The organism is Streptomyces sp. NPDC096193, assembly GCF_040302905.1.
In the GTDB taxonomy this organism is placed as follows: domain Bacteria; phylum Actinomycetota; class Actinomycetes; order Streptomycetales; family Streptomycetaceae; genus Streptomyces.
Map to the genome: position 1 here is coordinate 35,198 of NZ_JBEOSJ010000036.1, position 20,854 is coordinate 56,051.

At 71.5% G+C, this 20,854-nt stretch carries 18 protein-coding genes; 10 read left to right on the top strand and 8 right to left on the bottom strand.

Annotated elements, in window-relative coordinates:
• Positions 1-4 precede the first annotated feature (4 nt).
• Genes ABTX78_RS33080 through ABTX78_RS33090 form a run of 3 tightly spaced genes read right to left on the bottom strand, consistent with a single transcriptional unit; the run spans position 5 to position 3,277 of the window.
• Complete coding sequence (locus ABTX78_RS33080) at positions 5-871, bottom strand: carbohydrate ABC transporter permease (RefSeq protein ID WP_352210475.1); 867 nt, start codon at positions 869-871, stop codon at positions 5-7.
• Positions 868-1,842 (bottom strand): carbohydrate ABC transporter permease, encoded by a 975-nt coding sequence (locus ABTX78_RS33085; protein ID WP_352210476.1) that lies wholly within the window; start codon positions 1,840-1,842, stop codon positions 868-870. The genes ABTX78_RS33080 and ABTX78_RS33085 overlap by 4 nt, the downstream gene beginning before the upstream one ends.
• Positions 1,843-1,873: 31 nt before the next feature.
• Positions 1,874-3,277: an ABC transporter substrate-binding protein gene (locus tag ABTX78_RS33090; RefSeq protein ID WP_352210477.1), complete on the bottom strand. Its 1,404-nt coding sequence runs from the start codon at positions 3,275-3,277 to the stop codon at positions 1,874-1,876.
• A 125-nt stretch (positions 3,278-3,402) separates the two neighbouring features.
• Here ABTX78_RS33090 and ABTX78_RS33095 point away from each other — a divergent pair, with 125 nt between their 5' ends.
• From ABTX78_RS33095 to ABTX78_RS33130, 8 genes are all read left to right on the top strand, one after another.
• Complete coding sequence (locus ABTX78_RS33095) at positions 3,403-4,449, top strand: zinc-dependent alcohol dehydrogenase (RefSeq protein ID WP_352210478.1); 1,047 nt, start codon at positions 3,403-3,405, stop codon at positions 4,447-4,449.
• A gap of 14 nt (positions 4,450-4,463) precedes the next feature.
• Entirely contained in the window at positions 4,464-5,264 is an 801-nt protein-coding gene (locus tag ABTX78_RS33100; protein ID WP_352210479.1) for a sugar phosphate isomerase/epimerase family protein, read from the top strand.
• Positions 5,261-6,622: an MGH1-like glycoside hydrolase domain-containing protein gene (locus ABTX78_RS33105; RefSeq protein ID WP_352210480.1), complete on the top strand. Its 1,362-nt coding sequence runs from the start codon at positions 5,261-5,263 to the stop codon at positions 6,620-6,622. Before ABTX78_RS33100 ends, ABTX78_RS33105 begins: the two co-directional genes overlap by 4 nt.
• The gene (locus ABTX78_RS33110) at positions 6,619-8,565 is read left to right on the top strand and encodes a glycogen debranching N-terminal domain-containing protein (protein ID WP_352210481.1); all 1,947 of its coding nucleotides are present in this window, start codon (positions 6,619-6,621) and stop codon (positions 8,563-8,565) included. The genes ABTX78_RS33105 and ABTX78_RS33110 overlap by 4 nt, the downstream gene beginning before the upstream one ends.
• 183 nt (positions 8,566-8,748) lie before the next feature.
• On the top strand, positions 8,749-9,936 hold the full coding sequence (locus ABTX78_RS33115) for a polyprenyl synthetase family protein (RefSeq protein WP_352210482.1): 1,188 nt from the start codon (positions 8,749-8,751) through the stop codon (positions 9,934-9,936).
• Positions 9,933-11,504, top strand: coding sequence for a phytoene desaturase family protein (gene crtI / locus ABTX78_RS33120; RefSeq protein ID WP_352210483.1), 1,572 nt, complete (start codon positions 9,933-9,935; stop codon positions 11,502-11,504). Before ABTX78_RS33115 ends, crtI begins: the two co-directional genes overlap by 4 nt.
• Positions 11,491-12,522 (top strand): phytoene/squalene synthase family protein, encoded by a 1,032-nt coding sequence (locus ABTX78_RS33125; RefSeq protein ID WP_352210484.1) that lies wholly within the window; start codon positions 11,491-11,493, stop codon positions 12,520-12,522. The genes crtI and ABTX78_RS33125 overlap by 14 nt, the downstream gene beginning before the upstream one ends.
• Complete coding sequence (locus tag ABTX78_RS33130; RefSeq protein ID WP_352210485.1) at positions 12,519-13,544, top strand: Rieske (2Fe-2S) protein; 1,026 nt, start codon at positions 12,519-12,521, stop codon at positions 13,542-13,544. The genes ABTX78_RS33125 and ABTX78_RS33130 overlap by 4 nt, the downstream gene beginning before the upstream one ends.
• A 71-nt stretch (positions 13,545-13,615) precedes the next feature.
• Here ABTX78_RS33130 and ABTX78_RS33135 read toward each other — a convergent pair whose 3' ends face one another.
• From ABTX78_RS33135 to sigK, 5 genes are all read right to left on the bottom strand, one after another.
• Positions 13,616-15,169 (bottom strand): FAD-dependent oxidoreductase, encoded by a 1,554-nt coding sequence (locus ABTX78_RS33135; RefSeq protein ID WP_352210486.1) that lies wholly within the window; start codon positions 15,167-15,169, stop codon positions 13,616-13,618.
• Positions 15,166-15,900 carry a methyltransferase gene (locus ABTX78_RS33140; RefSeq protein ID WP_352210487.1) on the bottom strand — a complete coding sequence of 245 codons (735 nt, stop codon included), beginning with the start codon at positions 15,898-15,900 and terminating at the stop codon, positions 15,166-15,168. The genes ABTX78_RS33135 and ABTX78_RS33140 overlap by 4 nt, the downstream gene beginning before the upstream one ends.
• Before the next feature lie 43 nt (positions 15,901-15,943).
• A complete protein-coding gene (locus ABTX78_RS33145) occupies positions 15,944-17,230 on the bottom strand; it encodes a lycopene cyclase family protein (protein WP_352210488.1) in 1,287 nt (428 codons plus the stop codon).
• A gap of 324 nt (positions 17,231-17,554) precedes the next feature.
• Positions 17,555-18,295: an anti-sigma factor gene (locus ABTX78_RS33150; RefSeq protein WP_352210489.1), complete on the bottom strand. Its 741-nt coding sequence runs from the start codon at positions 18,293-18,295 to the stop codon at positions 17,555-17,557.
• Positions 18,292-18,882 (bottom strand): ECF RNA polymerase sigma factor SigK, encoded by a 591-nt coding sequence (gene sigK, locus ABTX78_RS33155; RefSeq protein WP_352210490.1) that lies wholly within the window; start codon positions 18,880-18,882, stop codon positions 18,292-18,294. The genes ABTX78_RS33150 and sigK overlap by 4 nt, the downstream gene beginning before the upstream one ends.
• A gap of 338 nt (positions 18,883-19,220) precedes the next feature.
• Between sigK and ABTX78_RS33160 the strand changes: the two genes are divergently transcribed.
• Together ABTX78_RS33160 and ABTX78_RS33165 are read left to right on the top strand one after the other, a co-directional pair.
• Positions 19,221-19,727, top strand: coding sequence for a mycothiol transferase (locus ABTX78_RS33160; protein ID WP_352210491.1), 507 nt, complete (start codon positions 19,221-19,223; stop codon positions 19,725-19,727).
• 97 nt (positions 19,728-19,824) lie between these two features.
• Complete coding sequence (locus tag ABTX78_RS33165; RefSeq protein ID WP_352210492.1) at positions 19,825-20,724, top strand: alpha/beta fold hydrolase; 900 nt, start codon at positions 19,825-19,827, stop codon at positions 20,722-20,724.
• Positions 20,725-20,854: the final 130 nt, after the last annotated feature.

Consider the following 20,854-nt stretch of genomic DNA (forward strand, 5'->3'; position numbering starts at 1 on the left):
ACTCCTAGCTCTTGTCCGCGCCGCTGGTCAGACCCTCGGTCAGCAAACGCTCCGCGGCGAAGAACAACAGCACCACGGGAATGGTCAACACGACGGAGCCTGCCATGAGGACGGTCTTCGGGACCTCGATTCCGTTGGCGAGCTGCTGCAGGCCGAGGGAAACCGTCCAGGCGTCGGGGTCCGCCGCCAGGAAGAGGAGCGCGAAGAGGAACTCGTTCCACGCGATCATGAAGACATACAGCCCGGTCGCCATCAGGGACGGCAGTGCCAGCGGAAGGATCACCTTGCGCAGTGCCTGGAAGCGGGTGCAGCCGTCGAGCGCCGCCGCCTCCTCGATGCTGTACGGGATGGTCACGAAGTAGTTCTTCATCATGTAGATCGACACGGGCACCGTCTGGGCGATGTAGACGATGGCGAGGCCCAGCAGGCTCCCGGACAGCCCGACCTTGGCGAACATCACGAAGAGCGGGACGGCCAGCAGGGTCGATGGGAAGAGGTAGACGGCGAGGAAGATCGCGCCCACCTGCCGGCTGCCGAAGAACTTCAGCCGGCTGATCGCATAGGCACCGGGCACGGCGGCGGCGAGGGTGAGCAGCACGGTCCCGAGGGAGACCGCCGCGGAGTTCCCCAGCAGGCGCAGGAACCCCTGGCCGCCTTCGGAGGTCGGCCGCAGCACCGCGCGGTAGGTGTCGAGCGTGAAGTCCGTCGCCGACACCCACAGGGAGCCGGGGTCCAGCAGCAGTGCGTCGATCGGCTTCACCGACAGCAGGAGCATGTAGTAGAAGGGCACGATGGTGATGACGGCCAGGAAGGCGATGGTCAGCCACCGCAGCACTCCGAACAGTCTCTCCTCGAACTGGGTACGGGTCATGACTCCTCCTCCTGGACCCTCTTTGCGAAGAACATGAAGTAGATGCCGAGCAGGACGACCAGCACGCCGGCCAGGACCAGGGCCTGAGCGGCGGCCGCGCCGACGTCGTAGCGGGCGGTGAGGAAGTCGTAGACACGCACGGCCACGACATCGGTGCCCGAGCCGCCGCCGGTGAGCAGATAGACGTCGTCGAACTTGTTGAACGTCATGATGAAGCGCAGGACGCACAGCAGGGCCATGACGGGCATCAGCTGCGGCAGCAGTATGTGGCGGAACCTCTGCGTGGGGGTGGCGCCGTCCACCCGGGCGGCCTCTTCGAGGCTGACCGGGACCGCCTGCAGCCTGGCCAGCAGGAACAGGAAGGCGAAGGGGAAGTACCGCCATATCTCGAAGGTGATGACCGTCAGCAGCGCGAGAGGGATGTCGATGTGCGCGCCGAGGATGTTCATCTCGTACGAGCGGGTGGACAGGAACGCGATCGGGTCGTCCCAGCCGAGTAGCTTCGAGCCCCACTCGTTGACGATGCCGTACTGCGGGCTGAGCGCCACTTCCCAGGCGAAGGCGACGGCGACGACGGGTGCGACGTACGGCAGCAGCATCGAGCCGCGCAGCACACCTCGGCCCCGGAAGGGCTTGCGCAGGGCCAGCGCGGCGACGAGGCCGAGCAGCACGGATCCGGCGGTGGCTCCCACGGTGTAGATCAGTGTGGTGCTGAGGCTGGACCAGAATCCGGCGGAGCCGAAGACCTTGTCGAAGTTGTCCAGGGACCAGTTCCCGAACAGGCTCATGCTCTGGATGTCGACCAGCCTGGCGTTCTGGAAGGCCAGCAGGACGGTCCACAGGATCGGGATGATGACGACGACCAGGACGACCAGGAAGGTCGGGGTGACGAAGGCGAGTCCGACTCGGTTCTGGCGTTGTCCGGAGGTGAGAGGGCGGCGCTTCGGTGCGCCGGGTGGTGCAGTGGTCATGGCAATCCTCGACGGGGCGGCGGGGCCGCGGTTACTGGAGGGACTTCTGCAGGGCGGAGACTTCCTCGTCCGCCTCGCGGGCGGCCTCGCTCGGCGAGAGCTGGCCGCTCGTCATGGCGCCGAGCGCCTTGGGAACGGGCAGTTCGCCGTTGGTGGCGCCGACCAGGGCACCCTGGCCCTCGGTGATGCCCCAGCGCTTCATGTTGCCGACGCCCTGGGTCAGTTGGTCCAGCAGCGCCGCGGAGTACACCTCGTTCATGGGCTTGCGGGTGTCCACGCCGACCTCGCTCGCACGCCAGGCGCGCTCGTAGCGTTCCGGGTCGTCTGCGGTGCCCGGGCGGACGGGGATCTTGCCCTCGGGCGCCATGCCGATCCAGTCCTCGTAGCCGCTGTTCATCATGTACTCGATGAACTTCTTGGACGCGGCGGTCTCCGCGGTCCTGGTGACCGCCCAGGACGTGACCTCGCCGAACTGGGCGGGCTCGGCGCCGTCGGTTCCCTTGAGCGCGGTGACGACGCCGCTGTTGTCCGAGAGGAATTCCTTGTCCTTCTTGCACGCGGGGCAGCTGGGCAGTGCGTCGTCGCGCAGCCCGGCCAGTTCGTCGAGGAGGAAGGAGGACCAGACGATCATCGACGAGGTGCCCGAGAAGTAGGCGGCCCGGGTGGAGTCGACGGACTGGGTGCCGGGGGCTCCGTAGGTGCGGCCGAGCTTGTCGTACAGATCGAAGGAGGTCGTGCAGGCCGGGGAGTCCAGCTGCACCTCTCCCTGCTCGTCGACGAGACGGCAGCCGTTGGCGAGGGCGAGGTTCTCGAAGCTCTGCTGGGTGAAGACGTCGCCGGGGTCGGTGGCGACCGAGATGCCGTCACGGCCCTTCGTGTCGAGGCCCTTGGCGGCCTGGAGCAGCTTGGCGTAGGTGTCGGGGACCGGCAGCCCGGCCTGGGCGAGCAGGTCCTTGCGGTAGACGAGGAGCTGCAGCCAGGCGTCGGAGGGGACGGCCAGTTGCGTGTTGCCCTCCGAGGTGAGCCGCAGGGCGTTCGCGTTGAACGTCTTCGTGCCGAGGCTGTCGACGATCTCGCGGCTGACCTGCGTGTTCAGCAGTTTGTTGCTGTACATCTGCCAGACCTGGCCCATGGGGACCGCGCCGATGACATCGGGCAGCTTGCCGGCGGCGGCCGCCGACATGATCAGCTGGGGCAGCTGGCCCTCGTCCACGCCGACGAGGTCGACCTTGATCCCGGTCTGCTTCTCGAACCGGTCGATGATCTTGTTGGTCGCCGCCATCCGAGGAGGAAGGTTCTCCTGGGACCACACGGTGATCCTGTTGTCCGGCCGGGCCGCGTCGCCGGGATCGGCGCAGCCGGCGAGGCCGCCTAGGGCCACGATCGCCGCCAGGCCCGTCGCCGTCGCCTTTGACCGACGGATCCACTTGAGCATGTGATGTCCTCACCGTGCTTATGTCGAGTTCGAAAGCATCTCAGCACCACTTTTGCGTCTTGACAAGACATAAGCCTGGGATATCTTCGACCTAAGTGGAGAGTCCAACCCCCTCGGAGCCCCTCGTGGAACGTGTTGTCCAGTTCGCCGGCCCCCGCCAGGTCGAAGTCGCCGAGCACGCCAGTGCCGCGCTGCCGCCCGGCCACCTACGGGTCCGCACCCGCTACTCCGGCATCTCGGCCGGCACCGAACTCACGGCCTACCGGGGCACGAACCCCTACCTCACCCGCACCTGGGACCCCGAGGCGCGACTCTTCCGCGACGGCGCGGCCGGGATCGAATACCCCGTCGCGGGCTGGGGCTACTCCGAGGTCGGCGAGGTCACCGAGGTCTCGCCCGAGCTCGTCGGCACCCCCGGCATGCCCGTCGTGGGCGACCTGGTCTGGGGCATCTGGGGCCACCGCAGCGAAGGCATCGTCCCCGCCGAGCGCATGCGCGGCCACACCCTGCCCGACGGGCTGGAGCCGCTGGCCGGAGCGTTCGCCCGCGTCGGTGCCATCGCGTACAACGCGGTCCTCTCCGCCGACATCCACCTCGGCGAGGACGTGGCCGTCTTCGGCCAGGGTGTCATCGGACTGCTCGCCACCCGCCTCGCGCATCTGAACGGCGCACGGGTCACCGCGGTCGACGCCCTCGACAGCCGGCTCGCCACCGCCAAGGAGTACGGAGCGGTCCACACGCTCAACGCCCGTACCGACGCCGTCGCCGAGCGCATCCGCGAAGCCACCGGCGGCCGTGGCGCCGACACCGCGATCGAGATCAGCGGCGCCTACCCGGCTCTCCACGAAGCCCTGCGGTCCGTCGCCGTCGACGGCCGTGTCGTCGCCTCCGGCTTCTACCAGGGAGACGGCGTGGGACTAAGGCTCGGCGACGAGTTCCACCACAACCGCGTCCAGCTGATCTGCTCCCAGATCGGCGGCGTACCACCGCAGTTGTCCGCCCGCTGGAGCGTCGAGCGCCTGCAGCAGACCTTCCTCGCCCTGGTCGCCTCCGGCCAGGTCGACGCCCGGTCCCTCGTCAGCCATGTCGTGCCCGTCGAGGAAGCCGCCGACGCCTACCACCTGCTCGACGAGCGACCCGCCGAAGCGCTCCAGATCGTCCTGGCATTCTGAAAGGCCATCCACCCATGCTCAAGACCGCTTGCCAGGAACAACTGCTGCCCGGCGACACCCTCCAGGAGAAGTGGGACTTCGCCCAGGCCGCGGGCTACGACGCGATCGAGCTGCGCGGCAAGGGGGACCGCCACTTCGAGGGCCGGCTCCCCGAACTGCGCGCCGCCCTCAAGGACGGCGTCGTCATGCCCACGGTCTGCGTCGACATGCTGCACTTCTTCGGGGCGTTCGACGCGGACCTGCGCCGCGACGCCATCGACCAGATGAAGTCCCAGCTGTCCGTCATCGGCGAACTGGGCGGCACGGGTGCCCAGACGCCCGCCTCGTACGGCATGTTCTCCCGCCGGCTGCCCCCCTTCGAACCGCCCCGCGGCGAGGACGAGGAACGCACCGTCCTGCTCGAAGGCCTCACCGAACTGGGCGAGCACGCCCGGCGCGAAGGCGTGACCCTCTACCTCGAACCCCTCAACCGGTACGAGGACCACATGGTCAACCGCATCGAACAGGCCGTGGAACTGATCCGCGCCGTCGGCCTGGACTCGGTGAAGATCGGCATCGACAGCTACCACATGAACATCGAGGAGGCCGACCCCGCCGCCTCGATCCTCGCCGCCGCGCCGTACATCGGACACGCCCAGGTCAGCGACTCCAACCGGTTCCAGCCCGGCGCCGGACATCTCGACTGGCCGGCCTGGCTCTCCGCGCTGCACACCATCGGCTACGGCGGGTACCTCGCCGTCGAATGCCGCCTCACCGGCGACTCGATTGCCGCGGTCCGTTCCATTCCCGGCTTCCTGCGCAGGTCGGGAGCATGACGATCGCTTTCGCCGACGCCCCGAGCGCCGTCCGCGACCACCGCAGCGTGGAGCGTGAGGCCGCCCGGGTGCTGCTGACCAACTGGACCGGCGCGTCGACCGTGCCGTCCCACACCCTCTACCCGCACCAGTGGAGCTGGGACTCCGCCTTCATCGCCATCGGGCTGCGCCACCTCTCACCGCGCCGCGCACAGCGCGAACTGGAGACCCTGCTCGGCGGCCAGTGGGCCGACGGACGCATTCCCCACATCGTCTTCAACCCCGCGGTTCCGCTCGACGCCTACTTCCCGAGCCCCGACTTCTGGCAGTCGACCTCCGCGGGCCGGGACGCGGGCGCACCGGCGGACATCGAGACCTCCGGCATCGTCCAGCCGCCCGTCCACGCGCTCGCGGCCGCGCTCGTCCACGAGAGCGACCCCGAGACCTCCCGGCGCCGCGGCTTCCTCGAACGGCTCTACCCACGACTCGTCGCCTGGCACCGCTACCTCACCCACCACCGGGACTTCGGCGGCCGGGGACTGGCGGCCGTCCTGCACCCGTGGGAGCCGGGCATGGACAACAGCCCCTGCTGGGACGAGCCCCTCGCCCGCGTCGAGCCCGCACCCGCCGCCTCGTTCCGCCGCGCCGACCTCACCCACGGCGACGCCGCCGACCGCCCCACCGATCTGGACTACGGACGCTATGTCCGTCTGGCCGGCGACTACCGCGACAACGGTTATCGCGACGCCGGCACCGAGCACTCCTTCGTCGTCGAGGACCCCGGGTTCAACGCCCTGCTGATCCTGTCCGAGTACGCGCTCGCCGACATCGCCCAGGCCCTGGGCCACGACGCCGAAGCCCACCGGGCACAGGCCCGCCGGCTCACCGACGCCCTGGTGGACCGGCTGTGGGACGAAGAGGCCGGCCTCTTCCTCTGCCACGACGTACGGGCCGGGCGGCCCATCGGGGAGAAGAGCGTCACCGGCCTGCTGCCGCTCGCCGTTCCCGGCCTCCCCGGCAACATCGCCCGGACCCTGCTGCGTACCACGGCCGGTGAGCACTTCGGTCTCGGCTCGACCACCGCCCTCACCCCCAGCTACGACCTGCGCGGCCACGCCTTCGATCCCTCGCGCTACTGGCGCGGGCCCGCCTGGTTCAACATCAACTGGGTGCTGGAACGCGGGCTGCGCCACTACGGCACCGCGGACTGCGCCGACACCCTGCGGCAGGCCGTCCTCACGGCCGGCGCGGAGTCCGGCTTCGCCGAGTACGTCGACCCGTACACCGGCCGGGCCCGGGGGACCACCGACTTCAGCTGGACCGCCGCCGTCGTCCTCGACCTGCTGGCCGACGTCAACCGCGGGGGACGTACACGATGACGGCACCTCAGCTGCTCGTCCACGCCGGCACGTTCGCCGCACTCAGCGGCGGCGGGGACATCTCCGGCACCCGCGGCGCCTCACCCGACGGACTGTTCGTCCGCGACGCCCGCCATCTCAGCCACTGGCGCCTCACGGTGGACGGCACCGAGCCGACCGTCCTCGTGCCGGCGTACGGAGACGAGGGAGCCGCCGCCGTGCTCACCGCGGCCGCGACCCGCGACGAACCGTCACCGTGGACGCTGCACCGCCGACAGGCCCTGTTCCACGGCCGGTTGACCGAGAACCTGCGGCTCAGCAACAACACCGCACGCGAGATCGTGGTCATCGTCGCCATCGATGCCGACGCGGACTTCGCCGATCAGTTCGAGCTCCGCAGCGACCGCCGGATCTACGACAAGGCCGGCGCTCACGTCACCCTCTCGGACTCGGTGGACGGCACCCGGTTCGCCTACCACCGCGAGGAGTGGGAGGCGGACACCACGGTCACCGCCGACCCGCAGCCCGCGGTCACCCCGGCATCGCGGGGCACGCTCCGGACCCTTGCCTGGCGCGTCCGGCTCTCTCCGCACGGCACCGCGGAGATCACCGTCAGGGTCATCGCCCATGCCGGTGGTGCCGACCCGAGTCCCGTCGGGCCACCCGACGTCCGCTCGGTCCTCGCTCTGATCCGGCGCGAGAGGGACGACTTCACCGACGAGCCCCCGCTGCCCGTACGGGACGTCTCCGACGACCTCGTCCGTGCCTGCGAGCGCGGCCTGCGCGACCTCGCCCGACTCCGCGTACCGGCCGTCGGACCGGACGGCGAAGACCTCCTGATACCCGGCGCCGGCGTGCCGTGGTTCCTCACCCTCTTCGGCCGTGACTCACTGCTGACCTCCCACTTCGCGCTGCCCTACCGGCCGGGGCTCGCGGAGGCCACCCTGCGAGCCCTCGCGGCCGCCCAGGCGACCGAGCACGACGCGGCACGCATCGCCCAGCCCGGGAAGATCGTGCACGAGATCCGCCACGGCGAACTGGCCCACTTCCGACAGGTGCCCTACGGCCGCTATTACGGATCGGTCGACAGCACCCCCCTGTTCCTCACCCTGCTCCACGCCCACGCCGAGCGGACCGGAGACCCCTCCCTCGCCCGGCGGCTGGAGTCCCACGCCCGCGCCGCGGTCGGCTGGATGTTCGTTGACGGCGGCCTCGACGAGCGCGGCTACCTCACCTACGAGGCGGACACCCACGGCCTGCTGAACCAGAACTGGAAGGACTCCGAGGGAGCGGTCTGCTTCACCGACGGCACCCAGGCGACCGGCAGTATCGCTGTCGCCGAGGCGCAGGGTTACGCCTACGACGCCCTGCGCCGGTCGGCACAGCTGGCCCGCACCGTCTGGGACGACCCCTCATGGGCGGACGAGCTCGACGCCCACGCCACAATACTGCGCGAGCGCTTCCACGCCGACTTCTGGATGCCGGAGCAGAACTTCTACGCCCTCGCCCTCGACGGCGCGGGACGCCAGGTCGACGCGCTCGCCTCGGACGCCGGCCATCTGCTGTGGTCCGGCATCCTCGACGACGTCCACGCACAGGCCGTCGGCCGACGGCTGCTGGAGCCCGACTTCTTCACCGGCTGGGGTATCCGTACGCTCGCCGCGGGCCAGGACCCGCACCACCCGCTGTCGTACCACCGCGGCAGCATCTGGCCGCACGACAACGCCGTGATCACCCTCGGTCTGGCCCGCCACGGTCTGCACGCCGAAGCCGCGACCGTGACCGCCGCGCTCGTCGAGGCCGCGGCGCACCACGGCGACCGGCTGCCGGAAGTGATCGCCGGCCACACCCGGCAGGAGGACGAGGGTCCCGTCCCCTACCCCCATGCGTGCTCCCCCCAGGCCTGGGCGGCGGCGACCCCCCTCGCCCTGCTCACGGCGGCGGGAGCACGGGCGGAAACCTGACCTTCCGCCCTGCGTCTGCCGGAGCCCCACCGGGCTCCGGCAGACGTGTTTCCACGCGGCCAAAGGGGCGAACGCCCAACGATTTCTCCGCCGAACGGGCAGAGATCACCGCATCCGAACCCGGTCTCCCGACCGAAGAGTGGATGTCCGGTGACAACTCCCCGTTGAACAAAGGCGGCGTGCATGCTCGGTACGCAGGTGATGCAGAACGGCACGGGCATCCTCACCGGCCGCCCGCAGACCGGCACCCCACCGACAGCAGGCCCGGACGTCGACCGGGACGTCACCGCCGCCGTCGAGCAGGTCCTCGGCCGGTACGTGCGCGAGCGGGTGCACCATGCCTCCCGCGTCGACGCACAGTTCGCGGCCGATGTCGCGGAGCAGCTCGCCCAGTTCGTCATACGCGGTGGCAAGCGCCTGCGGGCGGGCTTCCTGTGGTGGGGCTGGCGGGCCGCCGGAGGCACCACCGACGGCGAGGAGGCGGACGCGGCACTGCGGCTCGGAGCCGCCATCGAACTGATCCAGGGGTGCGCCCTCGTCCACGACGACGTCATGGACGAGTCACCCGTGCGCCGCGGAGCACCCGCCGTGCACGCGGCCTTCGCCCAGGCGCACACCACGCAGGGAATGCGCGGATCGAGCGCCGCCTTCGGGACGGCCGCCGCGATCCTCGCCGGAGACCTCGCGCTGTCCTGGGCCGACGATCTGATGACCTCCACCGCGCTGACGTCCCCTCAGGGTTCGCGTGTCCACCGGGAGTGGCAGGCGATGCGCACGGAACTCGTCGCCGGCCAGTACCTCGACATGCATGCCCAGGCCACCGGATCCACCTCGGTGGTCGAAGCCGTACGCATCGCGGGGCTCAAGAGCGCGCTCTACACGGTCGAGCGTCCGCTGGCGCTCGGCGCCGCCCTGGCAGGGGCCGACGAACGCACCACCGACGCGCTGCGGTCCGCCGGCCGCTGCGCGGGTATCGCCTTCCAACTCCGGGACGACCTCGTCGGCGCTTTCGGGGACCCCGCGAGCACCGGCAAACCCTCGGGCGACGACCTGCGCGAGGGCAAGGCCACCTACCTCCGCGCCGTGGCCGTGCGTCTGGCCGCCACCGGCGGTGTCACGGACATCACCGACGGGCTGAACCCCGGGGGCGAGGGGCGCTCACTCACCGACGACGAGGTGGACCGGTTGCGGCAGGCCATCGAGTCGACCGGCGCCCCCGCCGTCGTCGAGGAGAAGATCGATCGCCTCGTGGAGCTGAGTGTCCGCCACCTCGCCTCCCTGGACAGCGAGCCGTACATCGTCGGCGAACTCACCCGCCTCGTCGGCAGGGCCGCGGGCGTACAGCCGAACCGGACCGGAGAACCGGCATGAAGACCGTACCCGGGCCCACGGACCATGTGGTCGTCGTCGGAGCGGGCCTTGCGGGGCTGGCGGCGGCCCTGCATCTGCTCGGCGCGGGCCGCAGCGTGACCGTGGTCGAGCGGGCGCCCGAGCCGGGCGGCCGCGCGGGAAGGGCCGACATGGGCGGCTACGCGATCGACACCGGCCCGACCGTGCTCACCATGCCGCACCTCGCCGACGAGGCCTTCGCCGCCGTGGGGGACTCGCTCGCCCGCCGGGTCGAGCTGATCGAGCTGCACCCCGCCTACCGGGCGCAGTTCGCCGACGGCTCCGCGCTCGACGTGCACACCGGCGCCGAGGCGATGGAGGAGGAGGTCCGCCGCTTCGCCGGGCCCGTCGAGGCAGCGGGCTACCGGCGGCTGCGGCACTGGCTCCAGGCCCTCTACCGGGCCCAGATGCGCCGCTTCATCGACACCAATTTCGACTCGCCCCTGCAACTGCTCCACCCCGACCTGGCCCGGCTCGGGGCGCTGCGCGGATTCGGACGGCTGGACGCCCAGATCGGCCGCTTCCTCTCCGACCCGCGCCTGCGCCGGGTGTTCTCCTTCCAGGCCCTGTACGCGGGCGTACCACCGGCCCGGGCTCTCGCCGCGTACGCCGTGATCGCCTACATGGACACCGTGGCGGGGGTCTACTTCCCCCGAGGCGGTATGCACGCGCTGCCGCGCGCCATGGCCGACAGCGCACGCGACGCGGGGGCGCAGTTCCGCTACAGCACCGAGGTGACCGCCCTGCACAAATCCGGCGGACGGATCCGCACGGTGGAACTCTCCACGGGCGAACGGCTCGCCTGCGACGCCGCCGTCCTCACCCCCGACCTGCCCGTCACCTACCGGCTGCTCGGCCGTGAGCCCCAGCGGGCCGTGACCCTGCGTCACTCGCCCTCCGCCGTCATCCTGCACGCCGGCACCGACCGCACCTGGCCCCACCTGGGTCACCACACCCTGTCGTTCGGCGGCGCGTGGGAGCGCACCTTCGACGAGATCACCCGCACCGGCCGCCTGATGACGGACCCGTCCCTGCTGATCACCCGGCCGACCGCACACGATCCGTCGCTCGCCCCCGAGGGAAAGCACCTGCACTACGTGCTGGCTCCCTGCCCCAACACCCGGACCGGACCGGGCGTCCGGGAATGGCACGACCTCGCACCCCGCTACCGCGACAGCCTGGTCGCCGAGCTGGAGCGGCGCGGACTGCACGGCTTCGGCGAGTCGGTCGAACACGAACGCCTGGTCACCCCGGTCGACTGGACCGAGCAGGGGCACGCGGCCGGGACCCCCTTCTCCGCAGCCCACACCTTCGCCCAGACCGGCCCGTTCCGGCCCCGGAACCTCGTCCGGGGCATCGACAACGCCGTACTCGCCGGCTGTGGCACCACACCGGGCGTCGGCGTCCCCACCGTCCTGATCTCGGGCAAGCTCGCAGCCGCCCGCATCACCGGACAGGGCCGCGCGCCGAGCCGAAAGGCCCGCACCACCCCCTACCCGTCCGACGTCCCTGCCCAGCCGGTGAAAGGCACAGCCGATGACCGCACGTGAACTCGACGCGGCAGGCATCACCGACGCCGGCCTGCGCTTTGCCTACACCCGGTGCCGTCTCCTGAACGCCCGGCACGGCAAGACCTACTTCCTGGCCACCCGACTCCTCCCGGTGGACCGGCGCAGTGCCGTGCACGCGCTGTACGGCTTCGCCCGCTGGGCCGACGACATCGTCGACGACCTCGCGCCGGAGCTCACGCCCGAGGAGCGGGACCGGGCCCTCACCCGTCTCGACCGGCAGCTGGACGAAGGCCTGAGAGACGGCCGCAGTGACGAGCCGGTGGTACGGGCGGTGGCGGACACCGCTCGACGCTACGCCATTGATCCCGTGCTCTTCCACGACTTCATGGCGTCCATGCGCAGCGACCTCCATGTCACCGGCTATGCCACCTACGCCGACCTCCGCACCTATATGCACGGTTCGGCGGCCGTGATCGGCCTGCAGATGCTGCCCGTCCTCGGGACCGTCGTACCGCGCGAGCAGGCCGCGCCGCACGCGGCCGCCCTCGGTGTGGCCTTCCAGCTCACCAACTTCCTGCGGGACGTGGGAGAGGACCTCGACCGCGGCCGGGTGTATCTCCCCGAGGATCTGCTCGCCGCGCACGGCGTGGACCGTGAACTCCTCCAGTGGAGCCGCGGCTCCGGGGCCACCGATCCACGGATCAGGGCGGCGTTCGAGGAGGCCGCACAGCTCACCCGCGGTGTCTACCGGGAAGCGGAACCCGGACTGGACATGCTGGACCGGCGGGTACGCCCGTGTATGCGCACCGCCTTCACGCTGTACGGCGGAATCCTCGACGCGATCGCCGAAGACGACTACCGCGTGCTGCACCGGCGCTCCGTGGTGCCCCGCAGGCGCCGGGCGGCCGTGGCACTGGCCGCACTGGCCGGGATCGCCGGCGCCCGGGCGCGCTCCCGGGTCACCCGGACGCCCAAGGGCGTCCGGCCCCGGGCCGGCGCCCCTGTCACGGTCTCGGGCCCCGGCATGGACGCCGGACGAGAGGAGCGTCCTCGATGAGCGACCCCATCGGCCGGCGGCGCCGGTCCCTCCCGCTCAGGATGCGGCCCCGCGCCTCGTGGGAGAAGCAGCAGCCGACCTGGCAGGCGGCCCGCCCCGCGCTGATCGGGGGCGCGCTCAAACGCGCCGCGGCGCGGCCTTCCGGCAACTGGTACGTCATCGGCGCCTCGCGCGACATCGGCTCCGGCCCCCGGCCGTTCGGACGCACCGTGGGCGGCATGGAGGTCGTCGCGTGGCGCACCGAGGCCGGCGAACTCAGGGCGGGACCGGGTGCCTGCCCGCATCTCGGTGCTCCGCTGCGCGACAGCCGGGTCGTGTGCGGCACGGTGGTCTGCCACTGGCACGGTCTGTCCCTGGACGGCGGCCCGTTCGCCGGGTGGGAGCCGTTTCCGGCGTACGACGACGGTGTGCTGGCCTGGGTCCGCCTCGACGCGCTCGGCGGGGAACCGCCGCTCGACCGGCCCGTTGTACCGCGGCGGCCGGAACGGGGCGCCGTGGACGCGGTCTTCACCACGGTGGGGCGCTGCGAGCCCGAGGACATCGTCGCCAACAGGCTCGACCCCTGGCACGGCTCGTGGTTCCACCCGTACTCGTTCGTGGATCTGACGGTGGTGAGCGTCCCGGAGGGGCCGGAGGGGGACGAGAGGGCGGGCACGGACGATGCCTTCGTCGTCGATGTCTCCTTCAAGGTGGCCGGACGCCTGGTGGTGCCGGTGCGGGCCGCGTTCACCGCGCCCGAACCCCGGACCGTGGTCATGCACATCACCGGCGGCGAGGGGATCGGCTCCGTCGTCGAGACGCATGCCACCCCGCTGGGGACCGACGATCGCGATGTGCCCCGGACGGCCGTGGTCGAGGCCGTCGTCGCCACCTCGGACCGTCCCGGCTTCGTCGGCGCACGGGCTGTCGCTCCGGCTCTGCGGCCACTGATGCGCTGGGCCGCCGGTCGGTTGTGGCGTGACGATCTCGCCTACGCGGAGCGGCGCCGGCAGTTGCGCAGCGCCGGTCGCTTCCCCGGCTGATACGGCGAGCCGGGAAGCGACCGTACCGCGGGCTCCCGGCCGCCGGGCGGGTCCCGGCGTCGGGGAACGGGTCAGGTACGGCTCAGCGACGCCAGCGTGCGCAAGGTCCGGGACCGGCCCTCGCGCGGCACCGTCCACAGGGGGTGCCCCCGTACCCCCCACTGCCTGAGCAGGGCGTTGGCCGCGAGGAAGCCCGTGGTGGCGGCCCGTTCCATGAGTGCCACGGGCAGACCCGTACGCACGATGTCTCCCGCCATCACCAGGGAGGGATGGGGCGTGCGGACGGCCGGGCGCGTGAGATACCCGCCGACCGGGAACATCGGGCAGTCCGCCCGCCACTCGTGGCGGGCGTCGATCACCTCGGCCTCGCGTGTCTCGGGGTAGACCTCGTGCAGCTGACGGAGCAACCGCTCCTGCATCAGCAGCCGGTCCGCCCCCTCGTCGACGGCGTATCCGTGCAACTCCACCACACTGCCACCGGTGCGTCCGGCCCAGCGGGCCGCTTCGCCCTCCCAGCGGTCGAGCACACTCACATTGTCGAGCCCGCCGAAGCCGCTGGTGCCCAGGAACCCCGCCCGGTCGGCGGCGACGGGCCGGTCGAGCCAGAGGCGCGAGACGACGAACGGCGGGGCGCTGCGCAGTCGTCCGACGTTCTCCCGCCAGGCGGCGTCGCACAGGTGTGGCGAGGCGGAGACGACCGTCCGCAGACCTCGCACGTCCAGCGCGAGGACGACGGCGTCGTACCGCTCGACCGGTCCGTCGGTGTCGAGGACGAAGGCGTCGCCGGCGTCCGGTCGCAGGGACCGCACGGCCGTGCCCGTCCGCACCTCGACCCCGAGACCCCGCAGATAGCGCTCCAGAGGGTCCCACAGCGCCTGCGGAAACGGTTCCCGGGGGACGTCGAAGAGCAGCCCCTCCGCGGATCCGAGGAAGTAGATGTGGAACATCACCAGGAGCTCCGCCGCGGAGAGTTCCCGCGGATCGGCGAAGAAGCTCCGTGAGAAGACCTCGAACGCCAGGTGGCGCGCGGCCTCGGGGAACCGGATGGAGCCGAGGAAATCCGCTGCGCTGACCTCGTCGTAGCGTTCGTAGACGTCCGGAACCCGCACATCCAGCAGGGGCAGGGCCGCGACCGGGTCCATGCCGGCCAGATCCCGCCAGCCGAAGGTCGGACTCAGGGCGACGAAACCCAGAGCGCTCCACGGCGGGGTGCGTGGCACCCGGGCGAAGCTGTCGGTGGTCCCGCTGCGGTGACGTAGCGGGTAGTCCGGCAGGGGTGTGAGTCCCGAGAGACCGGGGTCCGCACGGCGCAACAGTCCGCGCAGGTTGTAGTACTGACGGAAGAACGCATGGAAGCCGCGGCTCATGGTCGCCGTGGACCCGTCGGCCAGTTCCACGGGCCGACCCGCGAGCCGTCCGCCCAGCACGGGCTCCCGCTCGAAGAGCGTCACCCGCACTCCGCGCTCGGCGAGAGCTGTCGCGGCCGCGAGGCCCGCGATGCCGCCTCCGACGACCGCTGTGCGCGGCGCGTCCCCCGCGCAGCGCTCCCGGCCCTGCGCGGGCATGACGATCTGCGCCCTGCGGTCCCTGCCACGGCGGGCGGGACGGACGTCCGCCGCGCTCATGACGTGGACCGCCGCTCACCCGGTGCGCCCCGCCGGGCGAGGAACGTCTGGAGGATCCCGGTCTGCCAGCCCGGCATCGGGAGGGCCCGCGCCTCGTGGAAGCCCCCGCGGACCAGCCGGTCGACGAAGTCCGGTGCCCGGTCGAAGGCGAGCACGCTCCGCCACAGATAGCGGTAGAGATCGCGGTCGCCCATGAGGGTGCCCGCGGGAACGATCACGCCGCGGCACACCGCCGACCACAGGGCGTGATGCACCGGCGAGCCGCTGAGGCTGTACTCGTGCACCGCCAGCCGTCCGCCCGGCCTCAGCAGTGCGTGCACCCGGTCCAGTACGGCGTCCGGGCGCGCCACATTGCGGAAGAGATAGGCGGCGAAGACGGCGTCGAACGGTCCCTGGACTCCCGCCCGCGCGACCTCTTCCACCGGTGTGTGCACCCATCGCACGTGCCCGGCCCACGATTTCGCGGCCGCTCGTTCCAGCATCCCCGCTGAGGCGTCGACGGCCGTGATCTCAGCTCCCGGTGCCACCCGCAGGAGCGCCGCGGTCGATGCGCCGGTGCCGCAGCCGATGTCCAGCACGCGCAGGCCCTCGCCGCCGTCGGGCAGGCGGAGGCGGCGCGCGGAGCGCCTCAGGTCGGCGTGGTAGCCCGGGTTCATTGAGACGAGGCGGTCGTAGCCGGCCGCGGCATGGTCGAAGGCCCGGGTGAGGTCGCGGTCCCGCAGAAGGGTCATCAGCTGCTCATTTCACGGGGGAGGAAGGCCATGGGGAGGAGAGTCATGGGGGAGAAGCGCCGGTGACGGGTGCCTGGGCGATGGCTGTCCGGGAGGCACCTGCGGGCCGGCGGGGGAGGAACGGCAGCTCCAGCGCGGTGCGCAGCATGGGCCACATGGGTACGGCGAAGCCGATGCGGAGATCCTCGAAGAGCCCGGTACGGCCGTCGAGGAAGCGCAGCAGTTGCTCCGGTGGCGTACGCCGAAAGAGCGTGGAGAAGAACCGCGGTCCGTCGACACGGCCCGTGTCGAGGGCTCGGAGCATGACCGCGTCCATGGCCATCGCCCTGCGGGACCACGGTGCGGGCACGGCGCCCGACCGTCCCGCGCGCAGCGCGGCCGCGATGCCCCCTGTCTGCCGTCGCGAAGCGGAGAAGGTGTATCCGGTTGCCGGGCGGGTGGCGCCTCCGGCGGCTCCGATACGAAAGACGCCTGCCCCGGCATGCCGGGGGAAGCGGGCGTCGGTCATCGGGATCACCCCCTGTTCGGCGTCCCTGATCTCCAATGCGCCGAGCCTCAGCACGTCGGTGGTGTAGTGCCGCAGAGCCCGGTCGTAGGACTCCCGCGACAGCGGGGCGCGCGAGAACCGGGTGTACTCCACCAGGGCGTCGCGCGGCCCGAGTGGCAGCACATAGCCGAACGCGAGCCCGTGGGGTGGCTGGGGCACGCGGAAGTCCATCAGGTCCGCGACCTCGGGATCGAACGCCGGCCGCCGGGTCCGCACGAACCAGCCGCGGAAGTGCTGGAGCAGGGTGGTGCGCGCCGGCGGCAGCGAGGGAAGAGGCCGGGAATCGTAGACGATGCGGCCGCGCACGTGCGCGGCCCGTCCGTCGGCGGTGGTGCACCGGACCTCGGCGGCGTCCGCGGTGGCACGTACCTCGTGGGCGGTGGCCCGCAGGAGGCGGACGTGCTCCAGGTCCGCGAGCCGGGCGTGGACGAGTTGTTCGAAGCCGGCGGACCGGATCATCTTGTACCGCAGACGGCCGAGGCCGCCGCCGGACACGTGTCCGTCCGGTCCGTGTACGCGCAACCGGCCCCACGACGCGGTCACCGCGTCGTCGAACTCACCGGCCGCCTCCTCCCAGAAGCACCACGTGCGCTCGGCGGGGCGGAGCGGGCCCTCCGGCGCCTCCACGAGCGCGACGGACAATTTGCCCGAGCCGTAGGAGCAACTGCCCGCACCCTCTGAGGTCGCGAGGGCATGCGCCAGCGACAGGCCCGAGGCACCACCACCGATGATCACGACGTCGGCGTCCGTCTCCCGCACCCTCAAGCCGGCTCCTTCGCTCATGTCTCCTGCACGACCAACCGGCGGCTCGGCCCCGCCCGAGCGCCCGGGCGACCGCCTGACCGCCTGATGCCCGCCGCCCGGCGGTGCCGGCCACCGGGACCATCAGAGCAACCGAGGCGCCGAAGTCCACGCGACACCCCGCATCCGGCCTGCACCGCATGAGAGGGGTTCCCCTGCGGAGGCGCTCGTGGATGCACCCGTTCGGGTGCCGGCTCCTCCACGGGCGGCGACAGGCGCGGAATCAGCCGCAGAAGCACGAGCCCGGGACGACACTGCCAACGCGGCTCGGGACGGCTGTCGTCCCATGCGGTGCCGGGCCGCGCATCAGGCCGTCGGCACCTTGATGACTCCGAGGGGAGTGGAGGTGGGCTGCGGGGAGCCGCCGGCCGGTTCGACGGTGATCGCCACAGTCGTCGCCCCGGCCACCGGTCCGTCGAGCATCACCAGTTGCTGATCCTCGGCGCCACCGATCAGCCCGGCCGACCTCATCGCCTCCGTGCCGGCGAACCACGCTTCGTACACCTTGGTCGCGGGCAACTCGGCCAGACCCGCCACGATCAGAGCCGCGGCGTCCTTGCTGGGGGCGTACGCGACCGTTCCCGTGGACCCGTCCTCCCATTCCCGTGTCTGGAGCCGGACGTCGGGGGCGGTCAGCACTTCCGCCACGCCCGCCTGACGCTGCTCAATCTGCCGGACCGAGGCCCGGGCGTCCTCGGCCTCCTGGTGCTGCCACAGGGCGACTCCGCCACCTGCCGCGGCAAGTGTCAGACATGCCGCGAGAACGACCCGGGACACCTGAACGGTCCGTCTGACAGGCAACGGCGGCGGGAGCAGGCCCTCCTGCCGCGTGCCCGCCACCCGGCGCATGACCCGCTCGCGCATCTCGGCCGGCGGGGTGACGGACAGGGCCGCCCCGAGGCGTGCGGCCGTCGCCTTCAGTTCGGCGACTTCCTCCCGGCACGCCTCGCATGCCGCCACATGGGACTCGAAAGCCGCGCGTTCATCGGGGGAAAGCGCATGCAGGACATAGGCACCGGAAGCCATGTGCAGATCGGCGCCGGTCATCTCGACACCCCGAGGCAGTCCCTGAGGCGGATCAGACCGTCGCGCAGGCGGGTCTTGACGGTGCCCAGCGGGACGGACAGCACTTCCGCCACTTCCTTGTACGTCAGGCCCTGGTAGTAGGCGAGTGTCACCGCCTGCCGCTGCATGTCCGTGAGCCGGTGTACGCACCGGCGGACCTGCTGCCACTCCAGCTGTGTCTCGACACGCTCGGTCACCTCGTCGAACGGCCGGGTCCGCTCCAGCAGCGCAGCCTTCTGCTCGCGCTCGTTCCTGGCCTCGGCGGACCGGATCCGGTCCACCGCGCGGTGATGGGCGAGGGTCATGATCCATGTCTTTGCGCTGCCCTCCTCGGGCCGAAAGCGTGCCGCCGTGACCCACACCTCGACCAATACGTCCTGGGCCACTTCCTCGGACTGCGCCGAGTCCCGCAGGATGCGGCGCACCAGTCCCAGGACAGGGCCGCTGGCCGCGTCGTACACGCCTGTGAAGGCGTCCTCGTCGCCCTGCGCGGTCCTGAGCAGAAGTTTGTCCAGGTCGTCCTCGCTGTGCGGAGGTCCGATCTCGGGTCCATGACTGACGGAAGGCACCAGGATCCCTCGCTGCCGGGTCAGGGGCACTGCGCGCGCGTGGCGGGTGGTCGCGCTCGTGCGGAGCCACTCATCCATCTCAACATCGCTCGGCGTCCGCCGCATGTCACGCCCGGCCCGGCCCCGCGGTCCGGGGCCGGCAAGGCCGCCGGATGCGCTCGCACCGGGCCTTTCGCGCCGCAGCCCGAGCCCCTCTGGCGCCGGCGGGGCTTTTCGCACCGCCGCCCGAACCCCTCTCGCGCCGCCGCCCGAAGCCTTTCGCGCCGAGCGGGCCCGAAAAGTACATTGGTGCTGTCCTCGGCGGACCCGCCGGGGCGGACGCGGCCAGGGAGCAGGACATGGACAGTGTCGACGTGCTGGTGGACGCTTTCGGACGGGTCCAGGAGACGGTGCACGGAGCGGTGGAGGGCCTCTCCGCCGAGCAGCTCAACGCTCGGATCGACCAGGACGCGAACTCCATCGCCTGGCTGGTGTGGCACTTGACACGGGTTCAGGACGACCATGTCGCCGACGCCGCCGACCTGGAACAGGTGTGGCACGCGGGATGGGCGGACCGGTTCGAGCTCCCCCTCGGCCCGGGCGCGACGGGGTACGGCCACAGCAGCAAGCAGGTCGCGGCGGTCCGCGTGGACTCTCCCGACCTGCTGCTCGGGTACCACGACGCCGTCGTCGATCAGACGCTGCGTTACGTCAAGGGGCTCGACGACGAGGCGCTCGACCGCGTGGTGGACGAGGCCTGGAGTCCGCCGGTCACGCTGGGGGTGCGCTTGATCAGTGTCATCGCCGACGACCTCCAGCACGCAGGCCAGGCCGCTTTCGTACGGGGCGTGGTCGGGCGGCGCTGAGCCGGCCCGCCTGCCGAACGAGCTGCCCGTCGGCATGGCCTCCGTCGCCCCGGACACACGGTCAGGGACACCGGCGGCGACGGAGGGGGCTCAGACCGTGTTCACAGGGTTCACACTGGCGGACCGCGAGGGAGAGGGCGCCCGTCTGCGCGTGCGCCACGGCGGCGACGGCCCGGCCGTTCTGTTGCTGCACGGCCATCCGAGGACGCACGCCACCTGGCACCGGGTCGCCCCGCTGCTGAAAGAGGCGGGCCATACCGTCGTCTGCCCGGACCTACGGGGTTACGGCGGGTCCTCGAAGCCCGTCACGGACGCCGAGCATCTGCCGTACTCCAAGCGGGCCATGGCGGGCGACTGTCTGCACCTCATGCGCTCGCTCGGTCACGACCGGTTCGCCGTCGTGGGCCACGACCGCGGGGCCTACGTCGCCACCCGCCTCGCGCTGGACCACCCCGAGGCGGTCCGCTCGCTCACGGTGCTGGACGCCGTCCCGATCGGGGAGGCGCTGAACCGCTGCGACGCCCGGTTCGCGGCGAGCTGGTGGCACTGGTTCTTCCTCGGGCAGACCGACAAGCCGGCCGAACGGATCATCAACGCCGACCCCGAGGCCTGGTACCGGGCCGATCCCCGGACGATGGGGGCGGAGGCCTACGAGGACTACCGGCGTGCGATCCACGACCCGGCCACGGTGCACGCCATGTGCGAGGACTACCGCGCGGGCCTGGGCGTGGACCGGCGTCACGACGAGGAGGACCGGCGCGCGGGCCGGCGCATCAGCTGCCCGCTCCAGGTGCTGTGGGCCACGGGTGACGACATGGTCGATCTGTACGGCGATGTGCTCTCCGTGTGGCGCGACTGGGCGGATGCCGGGCTGGAGGGTGCCCCCATCGCGTCCGGCCATCACATCGCCGAGGAGGCGCCCGGTGAACTCGTCGCCGCTCTGCGGGACTTCTGGAACGGCGGACGCCCGGAATCCCGCCCCGGCGGAAGTCGGTAGGGCACAGCGATCGGGGCAGGGGTTCCGCACCGGACCTGGTCCTTGTGCTCCTGGCTTTCGACGTTCATGACGCGGTGACCTCCTGGGTGGCTTCCGCCGGCGCTTCGTCGACGACGGCGAGCAGGGCGCC

Excerpts from the sequence above, each read along its gene's own strand:
- ABTX78_RS33115 (WP_352210482.1), top strand. The coding sequence starts at position 8,749 with ATGCTCGGTACGCAGGTGATGCAGAACGGCACGGGCATCCTCACCGGC.
- ABTX78_RS33090 (WP_352210477.1), bottom strand. The coding sequence starts at position 3,277 with ATGCTCAAGTGGATCCGTCGGTCAAAGGCGACGGCGACGGGCCTGGCG.
- ABTX78_RS33135 (WP_352210486.1), bottom strand. The coding sequence starts at position 15,169 with ATGAGCGCGGCGGACGTCCGTCCCGCCCGCCGTGGCAGGGACCGCAGG.
- ABTX78_RS33105 (WP_352210480.1), top strand. The coding sequence starts at position 5,261 with ATGACGATCGCTTTCGCCGACGCCCCGAGCGCCGTCCGCGACCACCGC.
- ABTX78_RS33085 (WP_352210476.1), bottom strand. The coding sequence starts at position 1,842 with ATGACCACTGCACCACCCGGCGCACCGAAGCGCCGCCCTCTCACCTCC.
- ABTX78_RS33150 (WP_352210489.1), bottom strand. The coding sequence starts at position 18,295 with ATGACCGGCGCCGATCTGCACATGGCTTCCGGTGCCTATGTCCTGCAT.
- ABTX78_RS33100 (WP_352210479.1), top strand. The coding sequence starts at position 4,464 with ATGCTCAAGACCGCTTGCCAGGAACAACTGCTGCCCGGCGACACCCTC.
- ABTX78_RS33145 (WP_352210488.1), bottom strand. The coding sequence starts at position 17,230 with ATGAGCGAAGGAGCCGGCTTGAGGGTGCGGGAGACGGACGCCGACGTC.
- ABTX78_RS33160 (WP_352210491.1), top strand. The coding sequence starts at position 19,221 with ATGGACAGTGTCGACGTGCTGGTGGACGCTTTCGGACGGGTCCAGGAG.
- ABTX78_RS33080 (WP_352210475.1), bottom strand. The coding sequence starts at position 871 with ATGACCCGTACCCAGTTCGAGGAGAGACTGTTCGGAGTGCTGCGGTGG.
- ABTX78_RS33125 (WP_352210484.1), top strand. The coding sequence starts at position 11,491 with ATGACCGCACGTGAACTCGACGCGGCAGGCATCACCGACGCCGGCCTG.
- ABTX78_RS33140 (WP_352210487.1), bottom strand. The coding sequence starts at position 15,900 with ATGACCCTTCTGCGGGACCGCGACCTCACCCGGGCCTTCGACCATGCC.
- crtI (WP_352210483.1), top strand. The coding sequence starts at position 9,933 with ATGAAGACCGTACCCGGGCCCACGGACCATGTGGTCGTCGTCGGAGCG.
- ABTX78_RS33130 (WP_352210485.1), top strand. The coding sequence starts at position 12,519 with ATGAGCGACCCCATCGGCCGGCGGCGCCGGTCCCTCCCGCTCAGGATG.
- ABTX78_RS33110 (WP_352210481.1), top strand. The coding sequence starts at position 6,619 with ATGACGGCACCTCAGCTGCTCGTCCACGCCGGCACGTTCGCCGCACTC.